At 44.2% G+C, this 20,519-nt stretch carries 22 protein-coding genes; 5 read left to right on the forward strand and 17 right to left on the reverse strand.

The genetic code is table 11. The features are described 5' to 3' along the window. Positions 1-553: 553 nt before the first annotated feature. From LZU85_RS03715 to LZU85_RS03755, 9 genes are all read right to left on the reverse strand, one after another. Positions 554-709 carry a YoaH family protein gene (locus tag LZU85_RS03715; RefSeq protein WP_176299052.1) on the reverse strand — a complete coding sequence of 52 codons (156 nt, stop codon included), beginning with the start codon at positions 707-709 and terminating at the stop codon, positions 554-556. Between the two features lie 43 nt (positions 710-752). Further along, positions 753-1,868 carry a conjugal transfer protein TraF gene (locus tag LZU85_RS03720; RefSeq protein ID WP_176299051.1) on the reverse strand — a complete coding sequence of 372 codons (1,116 nt, stop codon included), beginning with the start codon at positions 1,866-1,868 and terminating at the stop codon, positions 753-755. Between the two features lie 62 nt (positions 1,869-1,930). Beyond that, the gene (locus LZU85_RS03725; protein ID WP_176299050.1) at positions 1,931-2,812 is read right to left on the reverse strand and encodes a DUF2861 family protein; all 882 of its coding nucleotides are present in this window, start codon (positions 2,810-2,812) and stop codon (positions 1,931-1,933) included. Then, positions 2,812-3,474, reverse strand: a complete 663-nt coding sequence (gene vxrB / locus LZU85_RS03730; protein ID WP_176299049.1) for a response regulator transcription factor VxrB — start codon at positions 3,472-3,474, stop codon at positions 2,812-2,814. Before vxrB ends, LZU85_RS03725 begins: the two co-directional genes overlap by 1 nt. Next, a complete protein-coding gene (gene vxrA, locus LZU85_RS03735; protein WP_176299048.1) occupies positions 3,449-4,843 on the reverse strand; it encodes a sensor histidine kinase VxrA in 1,395 nt (464 codons plus the stop codon). The genes vxrB and vxrA overlap by 26 nt, the downstream gene beginning before the upstream one ends. 202 nt (positions 4,844-5,045) lie before the next feature. After that, complete coding sequence (pntB, locus tag LZU85_RS03740; RefSeq protein ID WP_176299047.1) at positions 5,046-6,440, reverse strand: Re/Si-specific NAD(P)(+) transhydrogenase subunit beta; 1,395 nt, start codon at positions 6,438-6,440, stop codon at positions 5,046-5,048. A 13-nt stretch (positions 6,441-6,453) separates the two neighbouring features. Then, a complete protein-coding gene (locus LZU85_RS03745) occupies positions 6,454-8,010 on the reverse strand; it encodes a Re/Si-specific NAD(P)(+) transhydrogenase subunit alpha (protein WP_237286412.1) in 1,557 nt (518 codons plus the stop codon). 305 nt (positions 8,011-8,315) lie between these two features. Beyond that, positions 8,316-8,597, reverse strand: a complete 282-nt coding sequence (locus tag LZU85_RS03750; protein WP_176299045.1) for an HlyU family transcriptional regulator — start codon at positions 8,595-8,597, stop codon at positions 8,316-8,318. Further along, entirely contained in the window at positions 8,597-8,980 is a 384-nt protein-coding gene (locus LZU85_RS03755; RefSeq protein ID WP_176299044.1) for a late competence development ComFB family protein, read from the reverse strand. Before LZU85_RS03755 ends, LZU85_RS03750 begins: the two co-directional genes overlap by 1 nt. Before the next feature lie 213 nt (positions 8,981-9,193). On the opposite strand from LZU85_RS03755, the gene LZU85_RS03760 reads away from it, so the two are divergent. Continuing rightward, the gene (locus LZU85_RS03760) at positions 9,194-10,438 is read left to right on the forward strand and encodes a GGDEF domain-containing protein (RefSeq protein WP_176299043.1); all 1,245 of its coding nucleotides are present in this window, start codon (positions 9,194-9,196) and stop codon (positions 10,436-10,438) included. A gap of 51 nt (positions 10,439-10,489) precedes the next feature. Here LZU85_RS03760 and LZU85_RS03765 read toward each other — a convergent pair whose 3' ends face one another. Together LZU85_RS03765 and LZU85_RS03770 are read right to left on the reverse strand one after the other, a co-directional pair. Beyond that, the gene (locus LZU85_RS03765; RefSeq protein WP_237286486.1) at positions 10,490-11,485 is read right to left on the reverse strand and encodes a Solitary outer membrane autotransporter beta-barrel domain; all 996 of its coding nucleotides are present in this window, start codon (positions 11,483-11,485) and stop codon (positions 10,490-10,492) included. An 8-nt stretch (positions 11,486-11,493) separates the two neighbouring features. Then, the gene (locus LZU85_RS03770; protein ID WP_176299042.1) at positions 11,494-12,453 is read right to left on the reverse strand and encodes a diguanylate cyclase; all 960 of its coding nucleotides are present in this window, start codon (positions 12,451-12,453) and stop codon (positions 11,494-11,496) included. Between the two features lie 138 nt (positions 12,454-12,591). Between LZU85_RS03770 and LZU85_RS03775 the strand changes: the two genes are divergently transcribed. Then, positions 12,592-13,029 carry a DUF3069 domain-containing protein gene (locus tag LZU85_RS03775; RefSeq protein WP_176299041.1) on the forward strand — a complete coding sequence of 146 codons (438 nt, stop codon included), beginning with the start codon at positions 12,592-12,594 and terminating at the stop codon, positions 13,027-13,029. 36 nt (positions 13,030-13,065) lie between these two features. Here the strand turns inward: LZU85_RS03775 and LZU85_RS03780 are convergent, their stop codons facing one another. Continuing rightward, on the reverse strand, positions 13,066-13,548 hold the full coding sequence (locus LZU85_RS03780) for a MarR family winged helix-turn-helix transcriptional regulator (RefSeq protein ID WP_206625019.1): 483 nt from the start codon (positions 13,546-13,548) through the stop codon (positions 13,066-13,068). Positions 13,549-13,658: 110 nt separating this feature from the next. Between LZU85_RS03780 and LZU85_RS03785 the strand changes: the two genes are divergently transcribed. Then, entirely contained in the window at positions 13,659-14,573 is a 915-nt protein-coding gene (locus LZU85_RS03785; RefSeq protein WP_237286413.1) for a DMT family transporter, read from the forward strand. Between the two features lie 10 nt (positions 14,574-14,583). Here the strand turns inward: LZU85_RS03785 and modC are convergent, their stop codons facing one another. The 4 genes from modC to LZU85_RS03805 are packed head-to-tail and all read right to left on the reverse strand — an operon-like array spanning position 14,584 to position 18,590. After that, positions 14,584-15,690: a molybdenum ABC transporter ATP-binding protein ModC gene (modC, locus tag LZU85_RS03790; RefSeq protein WP_088428458.1), complete on the reverse strand. Its 1,107-nt coding sequence runs from the start codon at positions 15,688-15,690 to the stop codon at positions 14,584-14,586. Then, the gene (gene modB, locus LZU85_RS03795; RefSeq protein WP_080537296.1) at positions 15,690-16,376 is read right to left on the reverse strand and encodes a molybdate ABC transporter permease subunit; all 687 of its coding nucleotides are present in this window, start codon (positions 16,374-16,376) and stop codon (positions 15,690-15,692) included. Before modB ends, modC begins: the two co-directional genes overlap by 1 nt. Next, positions 16,373-17,128, reverse strand: coding sequence for a molybdate ABC transporter substrate-binding protein (gene modA, locus LZU85_RS03800; RefSeq protein WP_176299039.1), 756 nt, complete (start codon positions 17,126-17,128; stop codon positions 16,373-16,375). Before modA ends, modB begins: the two co-directional genes overlap by 4 nt. Before the next feature lie 10 nt (positions 17,129-17,138). Next, positions 17,139-18,590, reverse strand: a complete 1,452-nt coding sequence (locus LZU85_RS03805; RefSeq protein WP_176299038.1) for a cobyric acid synthase — start codon at positions 18,588-18,590, stop codon at positions 17,139-17,141. A 154-nt stretch (positions 18,591-18,744) separates the two neighbouring features. On the opposite strand from LZU85_RS03805, the gene LZU85_RS03810 reads away from it, so the two are divergent. After that, positions 18,745-19,113 (forward strand): YgiW/YdeI family stress tolerance OB fold protein, encoded by a 369-nt coding sequence (locus tag LZU85_RS03810; protein WP_176299037.1) that lies wholly within the window; start codon positions 18,745-18,747, stop codon positions 19,111-19,113. 144 nt (positions 19,114-19,257) lie between these two features. Continuing rightward, entirely contained in the window at positions 19,258-19,794 is a 537-nt protein-coding gene (locus LZU85_RS03815) for a hypothetical protein (protein WP_176299036.1), read from the forward strand. A gap of 101 nt (positions 19,795-19,895) precedes the next feature. On the opposite strand, the gene LZU85_RS03820 is transcribed toward LZU85_RS03815, so the two are convergent. After that, positions 19,896-20,513, reverse strand: a complete 618-nt coding sequence (locus LZU85_RS03820) for an ATP-dependent zinc protease family protein (RefSeq protein WP_176299035.1) — start codon at positions 20,511-20,513, stop codon at positions 19,896-19,898. Between the last annotated feature and the right edge of the window lie 6 nt (positions 20,514-20,519).

Below are 20,519 nucleotides of genomic sequence, written 5' to 3' on the forward strand. Positions count from 1 at the left end.
CTGCGTCGTTTACCTGATCGACTGAACGCTTGGGTAGCACCTGCCTAAACGGTATGCCGTTACGCTTTTTAGCAACGATTGATTTGCTAAGTTGCTCCCTGCAAACACGCCCACTCGATCAAAAGCGATCAAATCTTACTCATAAAGCTGACATACCAAATTCATTAAAACTTAGCTATCAACACCACCAATTGGGTTTGTAAGTATACACACAACTTGTTTCTAAAAGCCTGCGGTATAAGTGAGCACTTACAGTGTCACAACGTAAATTTTTCAGCACACTCCACTACAAGAAGTTTTTGCCAACAAAGCAAAGTGTAATTAAATTACAAGCAAGAAGTGACAGCGTTGCAATGCAGCATTAAAAACCAACGCAACTAGTTGTATTTGTTGGAATTATGTAGATAAGGCATAATTTATCAATCGAATTTCAGCTCACCAACAAATCTCGGTAAAACTAATATGGTAAAGTTTTACCGAGATTGTTGAGGCACAAAAAAGCAGAGCTTATTTGCTCTGCTTAATGGACGTTTTGCTGGGGTAAAGCTAACGCTTACTGTTGGTTCTGAGCCTTATGCTCTGCCCTAATCTTGTCCGCAACGATTTTAATTGCTTGGGCGGTACTCATCCCTTGCGCCATTAAGTTTTGTATTTCTTCAACGGCTTTTTGCTGCTCTTGATGTGATAGAGGTGGAAGATCGTCAAACATAAAAAATCGGCTCCTTTGTAAGGAGCCGACTATAACGAGATGCTTAGTAGGTAGCAAGAAAATTGATTGAAGCACCCATTGCGTTTTCATTGGTGTAGCGTGCTGATATGTCGATTTCAAATAAGTTTAGTGGAGATAAGCCAATACCCGCTGTAATGGTGTCTTCGACATCTCGGGCTAAGTTCTTCATATAGCCACCGCGCAGTTGTAACTGTCTTAAAACATCTATCTCAAAGCCTGCCCTTAACATTTGACTATTGTCATCAAATGAAGAGAATTTTTTTTCTTCATTTAAATCGTAATCAACACTGATCGTAAAGTAATCCGCAACAATCCCTGCACCAACAGTGTAAAGTGGCCTCATACTATAATCATAAGAAGGGATCGCTGTAGACGGCACGGTTCCATCAAACTGATACGACTTAGTCTCAATGTCACGACCAATCAAGTTTTTAGCAGCAAAACCAACTCGAAATGGCCCATAGAACCATAGCGCACCAGCATCTATATTAAAGATAGTTTCTCCAGTCTCGTTTTCGCGCACCCCAGTTAAGTCGAAATTGGAAAATGACGATGCAAAAGAGTGCGTGTAGACCCTTTGTAACTTGGGTGTGACGCCAAAAGCCATGTGCTGATATAGGAAGGTCTGGTACTTAGCGAGTGATATACCGACTTCAGTAACCGAAACAGATACAGCTTGAACATAACTTTTATCTGGATCTGGTCCAGGCGCAACCTTTGGTGTGACAAATGATTCGGTATAAAGCTTTCCATAGATTGTCGCTGAAAGAAATCGATTGGGTATACCAAATGCGACAGCGCCGCCCAACTCAAGATCCAACTGATCGTTATTGATATTGTTTAGTGCATTGGCGATCTCTACGGGATCAGTTAGCGCTCCCAAAGCTTCGATTTGATCAATGAGCTGATCAGGGTCGTTGTAGGTTATGCCAAAACTGGGAATAAGCATACCAGCATCATCATTCCGTCTATAGACAGCGGATAGCGCTGGATTGAAGAATGGCGCTGTCAGGTAGTTGCCCGCAACGGTACCCACTCCCCCCATCGCATCACTTCGAGCTTCAACGGTGTAATTTGCTGCATTTGCAGTACCACAGCACAACACGGCTACGGTAACAATACGATTCTGTATTTTCATCCTAAGACAACCCTTAGATTCCTTTTCTTGTAATATCGGCAGGATTTTAGATTTTTCAAGTTTTATTCTTGTGTAATATCGTAAGTGCGGCTTATCGTTTGAGATTGTTCAACCAAAATCTGCCCCTGCCAACGCTTAGTATTCATGCTTACTGCAAGGACATATCGTTCGTTTGGTATGCCTTCGAGATCTAAACTATTAGGATAATCAGATTCGTAGGTTTGGTTCCAAACTCGCTGGTATTGGCCATTGACGTAATCATAGAGCCCAACATTCATTTCAGGCAATGGGCAATATGGGTTGTTCAACGCTACTTTTTCCACGCTCCAATTCTCTTTTGAAGACCATCGCACGTATTGTGGAGCAATTGGTTCACCTAAAATGACCCAACCACTCCAAACCTCTTGATCCGCGGGCTGTATAACGAGTTGGTAAAGTCCTGAATCAAGCTTGCCGGTGAGGTTGTATCGCTTCTGATATTGCATTTCCCCGGGGTCATTCGTGACACCGTCACCATTTATTTGCGTAAAATGACTGTCAGAAGAAACACTTCGATCGACCCACTTGCGCATTGCTAGGCTTTTTATCTCTAATGTGGCACGAATATCGATCACCAAACGATAGGTATCCCTACCTGGACTTTGAATGGTTTGTCGTATCACTTTTACGCCTGTCAGCCAGTTTGGTAACGTTCTTTTCGTCAACGACTTACCACAGTCTCGATTTAAGGACTGTATTAAGAGACTGTTGAGATGTTCTCTAATCGTGTCTTTGGGCTCTGACTGCCAAACCTCGACGAGAGACTCGAACATACCAGGCAGATTATCTTCAAGTAAATGTTGATGGGCTTGAGTTAGCGGAGTACTAGCATCAAACCAGTCTACTCCGTAGACTGGTTGAGTGATCGTCAATGTTAAGATTGGAAGTAAAAGTGACTTGCGCATTAACCTTTCATCTTATAGCCGACACCGCGAAGGGTTTCAATCTCCAAACCGACAAGTTTTTGTCTTAGTTGCAACACATGGGTATCAACCGTACGAGTGGTTGGGAAATGGTTGTAACCCCAAACATGATCAAGCAACTCATCGCGTGTAAACACGCGCCCTAAGTTGCTTGCTAAAAACAATAGGAGATCAAATTCTGTTCTTGTCAGTGTAATCTGTTCACCCTTGAAAAATACTTCACGAGTCGATTTATCGATGACAAGATTTTCAGTTTCAACTTTGTCACTATTCCCTTGCTCTGCAGCTTCTGGCGAACGTAACTGAGCACGAATACGTGCAAACAGCTCCGCTTCAGCAAAAGGTTTCGTAAGATAGTCATTTGCACCAGAATCCAATCCAGCCACTTTATCTTTAACCGTAACCAAGGCCGTTAAGAGAATAACGGGAATATTCTTCGCTTTTTTCCAACTAGGCAGATGTGTGACTGAATCGCCATCTGGTAATTGGCGATCCAGAATAACCAAATCGGCTTCTTGCCACAGCGCTTCAACATCAGAAATACGCTCTGCGTGCAAACACTCGTACCCTGCCTGCTCTAGGCTAACTAGAAGGCCATCAGCCAAGTTTTTATCATCTTCAACGAGAAGCAACGTCTGTTTCACAAGGTATCTCCAAAATAAACGTAGTAGGTGGACCAATAAGCTTCATTTTTCCGCCCATTCGTCCGACCATAGATTCAACAATCGTTAAGCCAAGCCCCAAACCGCTTTTGCTGACAAATGGCTTGCGTAAATGTGACCAGTCTCTGCTGGTCAGTTTGCCATTATCTGTGACTCGGATTGTTAGTTTACTGTCACCCGTTTGTACATCCAGTGTCACGGGGGCGACGCCGTATTTGACTGCGTTACGGATCAAGTTATCTACACAAGTCCCTAACCAATAAACGTTAATTTTCGCGGCAACGTCTTTGTTGATCTTGAACAACACGTCTTGAGGAAATTCATCTTCTATTTTAAACATGAGCCACTCTTCAACTGAGGGAATCCAGTCTGTGGCAAGTTGTTGATTATCAGACTGTAGATAGTCTTTACTCGCTTCAGCTAATTGCCGCAAGCGTCTGGTGTCTTCGCACAACCGACGAAACTCATCATAAACTGTTTCTGGTAAGTGCTCAAATTCTCTGCGAAAACCTTCGACGGTGAGCGATAAGCTCGCGATGGGAGTGCGTAGTTCATGTGTTAGTATTTGCAAAACAAGCATTCTGCTACGAAGCTCTTGACGCTTACTGTTCCACCGATAAACCGCCCAACCAGTAACCAGCATAATATTGGCGATAGCCAGAACAATCATTGAGAAACGCAAGATCTGAGAATGATCTTCAACGTCCCAACATATATTACCTCGTTGAACAAAACAGCTCGAACTGTCTGAGTTAACGCTTAATGCCAACCCAGCTTTTTCGACGTTGTTTGACCAAGTGCTTTTATCGAACACATGATAATAATCACCTCTTCTCAACCAAAGCTGGTCTTTATCAAGAAACATGATTGCGCCCGAAATTAGCGAGTTAATGGTTTCATCATCCATTTGCTGAAGAGTAGTTAACAACTCATCTCCCACTTCATTTTTCCGCTCTTTAATATGCATGAACTTCTTCAATGTTTCGTGCTCTTCAGGAAACTTTTTAATGTATCTTGCGGCATAAGTACCACCACCTGGATGAATAAGAGCAGAGCGAGAAAACCAACGCGTGTTTAGTTTTATACCTTTACAAATGGAGCGAGTGAACACCAATGGCTCGGTGATCAAAGGGCTCAATGGTAATTTGCCATTACATGTTTTGGATAATTGATAAAGTAGCTGCACGTCTTTCAATGGATAGTTGGACGTTTGCGGCAACATAGAATCAGGCGATAAAAGCTTAGTAGGAAATGATGACTGCAGATCACGAATGTCATAGGTTTCGCTCGCGGAATCGTAATCGAACAACTCCGTAAAAAAGTCGATTCGCTCGGGCAGTGAATCTGCCATTGCAGGTGGCAATAGATTCAAAGCTATGACTAGTGATAAGAATAGTTTTTTAATCAAAGCGTTGTACTGCGTCGTGAAAATTAGGCTCAATATACAACATATTCATTAAAATTTACATTTATGCCATCTGGTATTTAGTCGGACTGATGTTAAATCAAACAAAAAGACCAGCTTTTCAGCTGGTCTTCGTCTTTTATGTAAATTATAACGCTTTTGAAATCGCATCCACGCTATCTTTGGCATCGCCAAAGAGCATTGATGTGTTCTCTTTAAAGAATAATGGGTTCTGAACGCCAGCATAACCAGTATTCATTGAACGTTTGAAAACAATGACGTTTTTCGCATGCCAAACTTCCAACACTGGCATGCCGGCGATTGGACTGTTTGGATCTTCTAGCGCAGCTGGGTTAACGGTGTCATTCGCACCAATAACCAACACAGTATCCGTGTCTGAGAAGTCGTCGTTGATCTCATCCATTTCCAAAACGATGTCATAAGGTACTTTTGCTTCAGCAAGCAGCACGTTCATATGACCAGGTAAACGACCCGCTACTGGGTGAATACCAAAACGAACATTAACACCTTGCGCACGCAGTTTTTCTGTGATCTCGTGAACTGGGTATTGAGCTTGTGCTACTGCCATGCCATATCCTGGAGTGATGATGACTGACTTGGAGTTTTTCAGCATATCCGCTACATCTTCTGCGTTGATTTCGCGATGCTCACCGTACTCTTCATCACCAGAAATCACGACTTCCTGGCCAAAGCCACCAGCGATAACGCTGATAAACGAACGGTTCATCGCTTTACACATGATGTACGAAAGAATGGCACCTGAAGAACCAACAAGAGCACCAGTCACGATCAACAGATCGTTTGCTAGCATGAAACCAGCTGCCGCCGCTGCCCAACCTGAGTAAGAGTTCAGCATAGAGACTACAACTGGCATATCCGCACCACCGATCGATGCCACCAAGTGGTAACCAAATGCGAAAGCAATCAGTGTCATCACGATTAAGGCAAACATACTGCCGTCTGCGTTAACAAAGTGAATCATAAGCAGAGTCGAAACGACGATAGCAGCGAGATTCATCTTGTGTTTATGAGGCAAGTTAAGTGGCGATGAGGAAATGATACCGCGTAACTTTCCGAACGCGACAATCGATCCCGTAAAGGTTACCGCACCAATGAACACGCCCAAAAATACTTCCACTAAGTGAATGACGTGTTCTGCGTGAATTCCTGCTGGGTCAAGAGAGACTGGCGCAGGTGGTTCAAGATAGCTGTTGTAACCAACCAAAACCGCCGCCATACCCACAAAACTGTGTAGAATGGCCACTAACTCTGGCATTTCTGTCATTTCCACTTTTTTAGCGTAGTGGATACCAATACCACCACCAATCACCATGGCGACAATGACCCAAGCAAAACCTTCAGCACTTGGACTAAAGATGGTCGCAAGTAAAGCAATTGCCATACCAGCAATGCCGTAGTAGTTCCCTGATCTTGCTGATTCTTGCTTAGATAGACCAGCAAGGCTCAGAATAAAAAATAGTGCAGCAACGATATAGGCCGCCTGTACTAATCCTGCAGACATTGGTTACTCCCTATTATTTATCTTTGCGGAACATTTCGAGCATGCGTTTGGTTACCGTAAAGCCACCAAAAATATTAATGCTCGCGATCAACACAGCAATGAACGCCAAAAACGTTACTGCCCCATTTCCTTTGCCAATCTGTAACAAGGCACCGACAACGATGATCCCCGAAATTGCGTTGGTTACCGACATGAGTGGAGTGTGAAGTGCGTGTGTGACATTCCATACCACGTAGTAGCCCACAACACATGCCAAAACGAACACCGTAAAATGTGTGAGGAACGCGGCTGGCGCAACGGATGCAATCCATGCAAATGCACCGACAGCCACTGCAAGTCCGGCCAGTTTTTTCACTGGAGAAACGGGTTCTTGTACTTTTGGCGCTGGCTTTTCAACCGCTTTTGGTTTGGCTTGCGGCTGTGCAGAAACTTGAATTGGTGGCGCAGGCCAGGTGATTCCACCATCTTTAACCACAGTGACACCACGTAGTACAACATCGTCGAAATCGATATTGATGTTGCCATCTTTTTCTTTACACAACAGTTTGAAAAGGTTGACTAAGTTTGTTGCATAAAGTTGTGAAGATTGAGTGGGCAAACGACCAACCATGTCGGTGTATCCGATCACTTTTACGCCGTTTGCCGTCGTGATAACTTGGTTTGCGACTGTGTATTCGCAGTTACCACCGTTAGCGGCAGCAAGGTCAACAATCACACTACCTGCTTTCATGCTATCGACCATTTCCTTGGTAATCAGCTTAGGCGCTGGCTTACCAGGAATCAGTGCGGTCGTTATAATGATGTCAACATCTTTCGCCTGTGCAGCATACAGCTCCGCAGCTTTCTTGTTGAAGTCATCAGACATCTCTTTCGCATAACCATCACCAGAACCAGCAGCTTCCTGGTAATCAACAGAAAGGAACTCTGCACCCATGGATTCCACTTGTTCTTTAACTTCTGGACGTACGTCAAAAGCACGAACAATCGCACCTAGGCTACCAGCAGCACCGATAGCAGCCAAACCAGCAACACCCGCACCGGCGACAAACACTTTCGCTGGTGGTACCTTACCAGCAGCAGTAATCTGCCCTGTAAAGAAACGCCCAAACTCATGCGCCGCTTCAACAACCGCTCGATAACCGGCGATGTTGGCCATTGAGGACAATGCATCCAGTGCCTGAGCACGAGAGATACGTGGCACGGCATCCATAGCCAGCACATTGATGTTCTTACTAGAGAGTTGTTCCATCAACTGAGGGTTTTGAGCTGGCCAAATGAAGCTAACCAAGGTCACGCCATCTTTGATCAACGCAATCTCGTCAATGCTCCTGTCTTCATCGATAATTGGCGCATTGACTTTAAGGATCAGCTCAGAGTTCCAAGCATCTTCTTTAGAAACCATTTTCGCACCAGCTGATTCATATGCTGAATCATCGAAGCTGGCTAACGCCCCCGCTTGGGTTTCGACAACAACATCAAACCCCAATTTAATTAGCTGCTCTACCGAACTTGGCGAAGCAGCGACTCGCGTTTCTCCAGCGAGCTGTTCTCTTGGTACACCAATTTGCATAGCTATTCCTTGACTATTGGCCTTGTTAGTTATCTTTTTGTATCTAACGCAGGATGTGACTTCAAGTAATTTGTAGTTAAAATACAAAATTTCATTACATATAACCCTATGTAATGAAGGAACTGTACGCACCCCGTGAAATAAAACAACGACATATCAACAAGACAGAGGTCTAACCAGACCTAGAATTATTGGTTGATAAACAACCACATAACCAACAATTTTTGCATTTAACAAAAAAGAGCCATCAGCATAAACACTAATGACTCTTTTTATGATGACAGGAATCAAAACCAGAGAGAGTTTTAGTTAAATATCTCCCCTTTCATCTGGTCGATGTACATTTGCGCTTTTTTTTGCATTAGTTCATTCGCATCACCTAGTGAACTCAGAACATCTGAACGTATAAATCGATGTGTTTTGAGTTCCCCATCAATCTCTTTTGTGATGCGTCCGGCTATTCGATATTGTCCACCTTCCGCTAGACTTTCCGCATAAATGAGAAAACCTTTGTGTTCGATAGGTTCAAGTTCTGGTACTTTTTCTCTTTCATTGCCCAAACCAAATAGGCGCTTAAACAATCCCATTAATTTCTCTCATGTGGTTTGTTGAATTTCAAAATAGGTTTTTCAAACCATTCTAGCGGCGCATTGTCATCATAGTTGACGTGGGAAAAAACCACGGGCACATCATCGTTAATACGATTAGTTCGTCGATCCTCAATGATCATGCTTTCAGCATTTTTGACAGCGACTTCACTATTGTGTTTGAACTGCACTAATCGCTCTTCCGGCAACGCAGACAAGAAATCGATATCATGTCGAATATAAACGGGTTTAAGTTGCACGAGGGCTAAACAGGCCAAATCCGCAAGTTGCTCTGAAGTGTAACGAGTTACATATTCATCTTGCGCTAATACCTGACCAACTAAAGTTTCCATGTAGTTATGAACATCGACACTGATTTGCATTTAAGCATCTCCCTGTTTTTATTATGCTCGGCATTGCCACAGTATACGCAGCCATACTTGTAAACCAAGCTTCTAAAGCGACTTTTACTAACGTTATCAACAAATCACTATTTAAGTTTAGCAAAATGCTTGGAAAATCCAGAAATAATCGTATTCTACTAGGCTTATCTTACCCATGGCCCATGTGTCTGCATTATAGGAAGTCAGCAGTTAATGACATCTCCGGTTGTTAGTAGCCCTCAGTTTAAGATCTTCTTTCCACTGTTTTTGCTCGGTATTTTGGCCATAGGGATGGACAACATTATTGTCGTGACACAAGCCAATTGGGGCTTGGCCGCAAACTTACCTTACTTTCTTCTACTAACGGCATTCTTACTATGTAGTGTTTTCAAGCAGGGTCGCATTGCCATGATCGCAATGGCGATGAGCGTTGCTTATTATGTGATACAACAAAGGCTACAAATCCCTCTTGTAAAAGGCTCTGTACTTTTAGAACTCTCCTTATTGGCATTTCTATTACCCGTTGCATGTTTTGTCGTCTATTTGTTTAGCGCATCAGGCATGCATAGTCGTTCAATCGCAATGTACGCCCTTGTGATTGCTGTGCTAACCGCTTGGTCCTATGTTTTTATTAGCTACTTCCAAGAAGCTGGTTACGAGCATTGGAACAATGGCTTGCTTTTTTCCGTCGAGGTAATTTCTAGACTACCCTTACTATTGATTGCTTATGGTATGGGTATCGTCTTGACAACCGCGATGTTGGTGTTGAAGCACAACCGACCAATCGAAGTTTCCATTTATACGTGCCTCCTTATGTCATCAACGACGTTTGCTTTTTTCGACGTTCAATTTATATCAAGCACCATGTTTTCATTAGCTGGAATCTTGCTGATTATGCATGTTGTCCAAGCCAGTCATGAGCTAGCATTTATCGATGTGCTGACACAGCTTCCCAGTCGTAGAGCGTTAGAAATGGATGTAAAACACCTAGGCAGGCGTTTTTCTATCGCAATGATCGATGTGGATCACTTTAAGAAATTTAACGACACCTATGGGCACGACACTGGCGATGACGTTTTGAAACTTGTTGGCTCTCGCTTGCTCTTAATTAAGGGCGGAGCAAAGGTTTATCGTTATGGTGGAGAAGAATTTACCGTGGTATTTAAAGGCAAAACCTCGAAAGAAGTAGAAGGTTACCTAGACGACATTCGAGAAGATATTGCCAATTACGATCTCGTTTTGAGGAATGACACGACGCGCCCAAGCAAAGCAAGTGAAGGAAAAAAACGTCGTGGCACTCAAGAAAATAAAATGAATACGGTCAATGTAACGGTCAGTATTGGTGTGTCAGACAGCCGTTCTTCGAAAGATCCAGATACCATTCGTAGCTTAGCAGACGAAGCCTTGTATAAAGCGAAGAAAGCAGGCAGAAACCAAGTCATGACGAAGATCGAATAAAAACCTATTTATAAGGCCATTTCCCTTGCCAAATATTTAAAATTTATGGCGTCAATCTTGGTTAAAGAAGAGCACTAAACTACCGCCTTTCAGGGCACTGCCATAATTTAGGCTTAGGCCGATACCAACATTGTCAACCCACTGTGTTTTGAAAGGCGGTGTCATTAACCAACCTAAGCTGGCCTCATAATAGTATTGAGTATTCAACGATTCTTTTGGGTCACCTCCGACATCAACCCGATTAAAACTTGTGTAAACAGATTGGACTGCACGTCCCCACTTTTCAAAGTCATAAAACATTTTGATGCCGTTAACCCAATACCAACCTTCTGGGTTACCAACCTGGCCTCTGTTTGCTTCTCCCCAGCCTTGGCCGTAAAAATAATGTGCCGAGCTCCAGTAATACCACTTTCCCCAAGGCTTCATTTGTAAATATTTGGCATGTACATTAGGTTCAGCGACCAGAGCCCAAGCATCAGTATTAACCAAGTAACCATCGAACACGCTTTTGTATTTCACCAATGCATCGCTGCGATAGGTATAGTCGCTGCGGTAATACATTAAATGAGCCCCAATAGAGGCATCAAACGTCCAGTTTTCACTCAGTTGCCGTGAGTTTGTGTATTCGAGAAACGCGCCCAATACATACTCTCGATGGCTGTCTGACACACTGTTTTCCACTATGGAAACATCTTGCTCTATACCTAGAGCGGATAAACGACCTTGTAGGCTGTGCTTTACTTGGTTGTCAGGATCCTCATAGAGTGCGAACTCAAACGGGAGCGTTGATACACCAATTTTTTTGCGCAAACTGACAGAATCGGCACTTCCCAGCTGTTCATTATCGAGATTTAGCCATTCATTCGGGTCAAAGTCGTGAAAACCAACAGTAAAAACATCACTATCGGTGAGAACAATGGCTGTTGCAAAGTTTCGCTCCAGCTCTTTTTGGATCAGATCTTTGAGCTCCTGAGCTGACACTGCCGAAGAAAACAACGTGGTCGTCACTAAAACTGATGTGCTAACGGCTAAAGGGAAACGTTGCATAATCATGATTAAGAGGCTCTGTAAGTCACGTAACGGTTCTTGCCTTCTAACTTAGCTTGATAAAGCGCCTTATCAGCAAACTGATAAATTGTCAGCAGTTCTTCCCTACCATTAGGGATAAAAGTGTAGACGCCTTGTGACAAGGTAACAATATTGGACACCGTAGAAAAGGCGTGTGGATAGCTGAGCTCCTCAACCGCTTTGTGAATTCTTTCCACGGCTTTAACGGCCTGCTCAGCATCACTACCGCCAAGTAAGACGACAAACTCTTCACCACCATAACGACCGACACAGTCAACATTACGTTGAAATAAATTTTTAATTATATTCGCCGTGGCTTGGAGACATTTATCCCCTTCGATATGGCCATAGTTGTCATTAAACAATTTGAAGTTATCGATATCCAGTAAGATCACGCTGATTGGCAAACGATGCCTTCCATACCAGCCTAACATCTGCCCCAACTGCTCATCGATGTAACGGCGGTTATAAATCTTGGTTAAACCATCTTCGTTTGCCTGCTGTTGCAATAACGCATTTAACTCAGCCAACTCAGCGGTTTTCTTTTTTAGCTCTCGTCGCATCTCAGCGATACGCTGCATTGCACTTAACTTTGAACTTAGTACTAATCTATCAACAGGTTTGATCAGATAATCATCCCCACCCGCATCGATCGCTTTTGCGATCATTTCAGGCTCTTCATGACTACTTAAAAAAACAATTGGAACCCATTCTGGAAACTGTTCACGAATCGCTTTTGATACTGCGAAACCATCCATTTCCGGCATACTAATATCCAGTAACACCAGCTCGGGATCAAACTCTTGATACAGATCGAGCGCATCTTTACCGCTAGACACCGATTCAACAACATGGCCCAACTGTTTTAGGCGAATAGCCAACTGCATTCGGTCGAGTTGGACGTCATCGACCAGCATAATGCGCATTGATGATCCTGTTGATATCATCCTTTCCTCTACTGGGCTTCACTTCTGAGAGTAAAGGTATATCATATCAACTTACTGGTTTCATCCAGCGAGTTACGTAATACGTTGACTTTTTTGAAGATCACCTTACTATTCCGCCTTTTAATTGAGAGACGTGTCATGTCAGAAGCAAACACTACAGAAAAACAACCAATCGACCTAGCCACTATTTCGCCAGAACTTCGTCAAGTGATTGAGTTTGACCAAGTTCCAGAAGAGATGTTCGAGATGGTAACCTCTATCCATGAAGTCTCTGAAGAAGCCGTGCGTGAAGCATGGGATTCACTACCTGCAAGCGCGCAAAACGTACTAGACAATTTTGAACAGTTCCACGCACTGATCTCTGTAAGCCAGGCGTTCGCAGGTGTGAATGTGATGGAAGAATTCCCAACCATGAAGCTTCCTGAGGGTATGACGGAAGAAGAGAAAGACGCTTACCGTGCACAACTGCTAGACCACGTACTCTTTAACTGTGTTAAAGACATGGTAAAACAACTTAAGAAAGCACGCCGCGACCCTATTCTGAAACGCGATTTCCGCGACGTATTCGCTAAGTAATGTAAAAAGCTGCTCACACGAGCAGCTTTTTTTATCTTATTCGAACTGCCCCAACCACTCTTTAAGCACCGCATTCAAAGCTTGTTTCTGTGGCTGTGAAAGATTTTTCAATAGCGCATGTTGAATCGCGACATGTTCTTCTATCAGCTTATTCACTGTCACCAATCCATGTTCTGTGAGCTCGACAGTAACGCTGCGTCGATCTTCCTTGCTGTGTTGGCGCGAAATCAGACCTTTTTGCTCAAGCTTATCTAAACGGTTGGTCATTGCCCCAGAAGTCAGCATCAAAGACGCCAATAACTCCGATGGCGTCAGACGATATGGCTCGCCACTTCTACGCAGAGTCGCAACCACGTCAAACTCTCCCATCTTGAGATCGTAACGTTTGTGCACCTCACCCACTGCACTTTCCAAGTATTTGGTGATGCGGAATACGCGCCCCATGATAGCCATAGGCTCGGTATCTAACTCTGGTCGCTCTCTATCCCATTGTTCTACTACACGATCAATTGCATCCATCATCTTATCTCAATCATTAGCTTGCGAGATATCTTAATATAAAGATACTTTACTTTCATCAAAAATAGGCATACATTGAGTTTAATTATCTCAATGTAAAGATATTTAATATGAACATACTTATCGCTATGATACCTGCCTTTTTTTGGGGAACGACCTACGCTGTTACACAAGCAACGTTGGCTGACTGGCCACCGCTGTTACTGGGTGCGTTAAGAGCGCTCCCCGCAGGGTTGCTTTTACTATTGGTTAAACCCATGTTGCCGAATCGTCACCAAATAATCACCTTGCTTAAACTTGGAACCGTCAACATTGCGGCCTTTTTTGCACTCATTTTCGTGATGGCGTTGACGCTACCATCTGCAATCTCAGGTGTAGGCATGATATCAGTGCCTGTTTTCGCGATGCTTTTTCATTGGGTTGTCGCCAAACAAGCGCCAAGTAAAGTTCAAGCTTTATGCGGTTTCGGATTGATTAGTTTTGCTTGGTTCTTGTTTGATCCTAGCCACTTGGCTCTTAGTCCCATCGGATTGTTGGCCATGTTGTCTGCGATTTTCTGCATTATTATTGGCAGTCGTATCACCAAATCACTCGGAACAGAGATGCACTGGTGGCTTATCCTTACCTGGCAGTTGATCTTTGGTGGCATTGTATTGTCGCTTGCATCGTTCGCGCAGTTCGTTGTTGAGCCCACTCCCTACTATCAAGCATGGCAACAGTTAGATGGCCAAAATTTCATTGGCCTCGGTTGGATAGTTTTAATGAATACAGCGCTGGGATATGGCTTGTACGTTTGGCTATTACAACGAATGTCTGTGGTCGATTTTACGTTCGGTGGGATTGCAAATCCCGTTGCCGGTATCGTGTGTGGGGTTCTGTTGGTTGGCGAATCTTATACTTTTCATCAGTTTTCCCTGATGGCTGGGATGATTTTAATGTCACTTCTGCCGCAAATTGTTGGGTTGCTCTCTTCTAAAAAACGTCAGAATCGACGAAAGGTGACATTGTCACCAAATAATTCATAACATCAATAGACTAATGTGTGAGTGCGATATCCCTTTGGGTCACACTCACCCCTTTGATCTGTGCAAACACACGGTCCCCCTGTTTAAGATTAAGATCGGCCAACGCCCACGGGGTAATGGTCGCCCATAGAAAGCAATCTTGGGTCAACGCCAGTTTAACCGCGATGCTCTCTTTATCTTCTGCAGGGTGTCTTTTCTCAACACGCTCGACCTTCGCCTCAATAATATTGCGAATTGAGGTTTTCTGCGGTTGAACGAGCGTAATGGAAACATCATTCGCCCGCACCTGGAGACGAATATCGCTACCGAGGGGCGCGTCAATCTTTTGCACCCACAGCGACGCTGTTGACGACAACATGACACGAGTCAAGGCGTATTGAGGGTGCTGTTCTGCAATGTTGGCATTAAACAAAGTGCTTTGTTCGGAGAATGATTGCCACGGGCGCATTGCTTGCGAAGACCACACTTCAGACAACAAACCGGAAGCGACAATCTGACCTCTATCCAACACCGTGAGGTGATCCGCTAGTCGCAAGATCTCTTGCAGACTATGGGTGACATACACAATGGGTATTTCGAAGCTTTCCGAAAGCTTCTCAAGAAAGGGAAGCACTTCTTTTTTCCGCGGCATATCGAGCGAGGCCAGCGGCTCATCCATCAATAGAATCTTGGGTGATGATAACAGTGCACGGCCAATCGCAACGCGTTGTTTTTCACCGCCAGACAGAGAAGCAGGATAGCGTTTTAGTAATGGTTGTAGCGCGAGCAACGTCACCACTTTATCAAACATATCTGCATCAAACTGTTTGATGCCATACTTCAAATTGCCTTCAACATGGTAGTGAGGAAATAAACGAGAATCTTGGAATACGTAACCAATATTCCGTTGGTGTACGGGGACATTAATACCTAAAACCGAATCAAACAGCACGTCCGAGTTCAGCGCTATACGCCCTTGTTCGGGCTGAGTTAGTCCGCTGATCACATTGATAATTGACGTTTTACCTGCACCAGAACGACCAAAAATCGCGCTAACACCTTTACTCGGAAGTTGTAATTCGATATCGAAAACAACATGACCCAACGTTTGTTTGAACGCAACTTGGAGACCCTTCATCACTTCGCTCCCAATCGTTGTTTGGCTTTTCTGTTCAACCACTCTGATACCAATAAAGTAGACAGTGCGATAGCAATTGAAATCACACATAGTCTTGCCGCTTGCGCTTCTGCACCCGGTGTCTCGATAAAATTAAACATGGCAAGAGGCAAAGTTTGTGTTGCGCCAGGAATGTTGGAAACAAAACTGATGGTTGCCCCAAACTCTCCGAGACTACGTGCAAATGCCAACATCGATCCCGAAATGATCCCAGGCAGCATCAGAGGTAATGTGATGGTGAGAAAGACTTTTGTTGGTGATGCACCGAGTGTCGCCGCTGCTTGCTCTAGTTTGCTGTCGACACTTTCTAAACTGATTCGAATAGAACGCACCATCAAAGGCAGCGCGACAACCCAACAAGCCAATACCGCCCCTTTCCAGTTAAACGCAAATGACAAGCCAAACATTTCATACAACCAACTCCCTAGCACGCCTTGGCGCCCCATCGCAATAAGCAACAAATAACCAATCACAACCGGAGGAAGAACCAAAGGAAGATGTATTGCGCTATCAAGTAGGGTTTTGCCCGGAAAGCATTTTCGTGCCAATAGCCAAGCGAAAAACACGCCAAATGGCAGTAACCAGATCACCGTATAAAAACCCACTTTTAGGCTAAGTATTAACGCTTGGTATTCGAGTTCGCTCACGATTTCTCCAACGTTGTAAAACCATGCTTTTGAAATATGGCAGTGGCTTCTGGACCCATAAGATAATTGAAGAACGCCTTGGCGGATTCGGATTGAGTGATCAACCCAGCAGGGTAAGTAATGGGATCGTAGAGCGCTTGCTCAGGTGTCACGAGTATCTTCACTTTCTGCGACATTCGCGCATCAGTTTGGTAAACGATGCCAAGCTTTGCTTCATCTCGCTCTACTAACGCTAGGGCCAAGCGAACGTTTTTGCTCGGCGCAACATGGCTCGACACCGCATTCCACACATCGGCATTTTGCAACATTTGTTTGGCGTACATACCAGCAGGTACAGAGTTGGTATCGCCTAGGGCGAGCCAATTGCCTGTTAGAAGCCTCTGCCACTGGGCTTTGGATGAAACATCAAGAGTTACATTGTTGTTTTTATTGGTAATAACAACCAACTTATTGGAAAGTAAATTTGTGACGCTGTCGCTTTTAATGACCTCATGTTGGAGCAGGTAGTCCATCCATTGGTTATTGGCAGAGATAAAAATGTCACCCGGTGCACCGCTGAGCAACTGCCTTGAGAGGGATGATGAGCCACCGTAAATTGCCTGTACTTTTTGATGGTTCTGACGTTCGTAACTCTCTATCACATCGTTGATGGCATTCGTCAGTGACGATGCGGCATAAATGCGCGTTGTTTGTTGTGCACTCACCGCAGGCGCCAGCATTAGTAACAGTAAACTCAGCCATTTGTTCATCATACTTCGCTCTCTATATGCCCAATTGACTCAGGTCCAAATGTTCTTCAATGGCATCGGCAATTCGGTCTATCGCCTGCTCCTTAAGTTGTTGGTGATTCTGAGCCTTGATTCGCACTCCATTGACCCACTCACAAATCAGCTCTAATACGGCTTCAGAGTCTAAGAAACCATGTAGATAACTGCCCATGATCTGCCCGCATTCGCTTAGTGCGCCTTCAAGCTGGCCATCATCTTTGGTGATCGGTTGATATTCATTCACTTGCGATCGCCCAACGTGGATCTCATAGCCAGTCACGTTAACGTGTTTTCCGTTTAGTGATAACTGCCCTTTAGTGTTAATCAAACACTTATCTTGGGTAAGTTCCGTGCGCGTTTTTAAGAGTCCGAGCCCTACGCTTTCACCGGGTTCACCTTCGACACCAAACGGATCGCTAATCGACTCCCCTAACATTTGGTAGCCACCACAGATCCCTAACACCTTACCACCAAAGCGCAAATGTCTTAGAATATCCTTGTCCCATCCTTGTTCTCGAAGGTATCGAAGATCGTCACGCACTGATTTGGAACCGGGCAAGATGATCAAATCCGCGTGCTCTAATCGCTCTCCTTTGCCCACGTAACGCAAGTCAATTTGGGGATGCAGTCTGAGCACATCGAAATCCGTATGATTACTAATCCTCGTCAGCACAGGAACCACGACTTTTAGCTTAACCTCATCAGAGAGCGCTTGTTGTGAGGTAATCGCATCTTCTGCCTCGAGATTCAATCCATGAAGAAATGGCAGAACGCCAATGACAGGCTTACCTGTTTTCTCTTCGAGCCAATCGAGACCCGATTCAAGCAACTTAATGTCACCGCGAAAACGGTTGATAACGAATCCCTTCACTCGCGCTTGTTCCGATGGAGAGAGCAATGCCAAGGTGCCATAAAGGTGTGCGAAAACGCCACCGCGATCGATATCAGCGACGATAATCACTGGAACATCGGCTTCTTCGGCAAAGCCCATGTTGGCTATGTCATTCTGACGCAAATTGATTTCAGCAGGACTGCCGGCCCCTTCGATCATGATGGCTTGATATTCATTTTTTAAACGAGCGAAGGAGTCCATCACCGTATCCATCGCTACTTTTTTGTAATTGTGGAAGCCATAGGCATCCATATTGGTCAATGCCTTACCTTGCAAAATGATCTGCGCGCCAGTATCGCTATTGGGTTTGATCAAAACCGGATTCATGTGAACGCTCGGCTCAATGCGACACGCTTGCGCTTGAACAGCTTGAGCTCGGCCTATTTCGCCACCTTCTTTCGTCACCGCACTATTGAGGGCCATATTTTGTGGTTTGAAAGGGGCAACGTTTACGCCTTTACGAGCCAATACACGGCAGAGACCTGCCACCAATACGCTTTTTCCCGCATCAGAGGTAGTGCCTTGCACCATGAGCGTGGTTACTTTTGCTTCCATTTTTTATCGCCGCTATTCAAGGGAGGCCTATTTTAGCCTTTTTTGACACTTTAGAAAATGAATCCAATATGAATCAAGCGCTAAGCAACCATTCAAATCTGTTTTGTTCTAATACCCTTATCGAAACAACCTCGGTTAAACATAGGAAAAGAACATGAACAAAACACTTATTATCGCAATCGCTGCTTTGACAACCACACCAGCCATCGCGCTCGCCAACAATTCTTCAACAGTACAAGGTATCAGTTTTGACGGTCCGGTGAATGTATCGGTCGTTTCCGAACTGCTGAAAGATTCAACTATGTTTACGGAGAAAGATGTCGTCGTTGAAGGAACTTTGGTCCGCCAACTTAATAAAGATACCTATATTTTCACCGATGGCAGCGCCGAGATTCAAATCGAGCTCGATGACGATATTCGATTTACGCAAACCATTAACAGCAATACACGCCTGCGCTTGTTTGGTGAGTTTGAGGGTGGCAATACCCCAGAGATTGAAGTCGATAGTTTGACGCTGCTTTAACACACCAAATAGCCAGAGTGGTACGAGTGCGCTGCTTTTTCGCTTAATACACTCATTTACGTCATATTATTTTTAAGTTTGGCCTGCTATTTGCAGGCTTTTTTTGTAAAATACGGGCGTTAATTTTTTGGCTTTGGAGATCTCATGCTAGGTAAAGCTCTCAAAACAACCTTGTTGGGTGTATGTACTTTGCTCCCAATAACAGCAAGTGCAAACAACTTCAACTACAACATGTTTGAGGTGCGAATGGGGTCAAGCCCTGGCACTTTTGGTGCGGAGTTCAACACTTACTTCACGGAAAATACACACTTTGTCGGACGCTTTGACAGTGAATTTAGTGGGGACTGGGATCTTGCTGGTGGTATTGGTTTTAATGGTCCTATGGGTCAGTTTGCCGATATTTATGGTCAAATGCTGATTCACAACATTAAAAACAAATCGAGCGATAAAATTGGCGATGAGTGGAAAACCGAAGTCAATATTGGTGCTCGTGTTTGGTTGATGCAAAACATTGAGGTTCATGGACGATTGGGTCAACTGATATCTAACGACAACAATAATTCAATCATCGGTATCGGTGCTCGCTTTCATTCTACACAACAACTCTCTATCGGGGCTGATATCCGTAATAACGGCACATATGGGCATCAGATGATAATGTCCGTTGATTTTATGTTCTAAGTTTCTAGTTTCTTTTTAGAAGCTACACATAACAAGCGCAGAGCAAAAACAAAGGGCCAAATTGGCCCTTTGTTCGTAATACTTATCGCTTTGGTTTTTCGCTACTTCGTTGTCGGCTTATCTTGAACGTATTTCTGTGAAACATCGACAATTGCGACGTCTTTGAAGAAGCTGCGCCCTAGCAAGACTGGGAAAGTTAAATGCGTTCTGTCGGTTAGCGTGAACTCGGTTTTTTCTTTGAGATCACCAATTTGAATCCAAGCTAGCACGACAGCGCGCTTTTGCGTTCCTTCCGCACTGGATTGGCGAATGTGAACCCAGCGCTCAACCGGTAACGCTATTTCGTTACTATTGATGCCATCATGCTCGATTTTGAACTTAACCCAATCTTTGCCATCACGTTCAAACTCAACCAAATCAACCGCACTGATGGATGAAGTTGTTGCTCCAGTATCAATTCGAGACTTAAACACCTCATTTAACCCCGGAACGTACACCCACTCTTCTTCACCAAGAATCAACTTCCCGTCAGATGTTTTATGGGCTTTAAGTTCAAGCACTGGGCGCTCTGGTTTGGGCTGAGGCTTTGTCTGCTTTACTGGTTCTTCTTTAATTTCCGACTTATTTTCTGCTGGGGCATCTACGCTTGCTGGTGTCACTGCACAAGCAGTTAAACCACCGCTAAGTAGTAAAGGCAAAATAAGTTTCAAATTCTTCATCCAATC

It is taken from the genome of Vibrio floridensis (genome assembly GCF_021852965.1).
Classification (GTDB): Bacteria; Pseudomonadota; Gammaproteobacteria; order Enterobacterales; family Vibrionaceae; genus Vibrio; species Vibrio floridensis.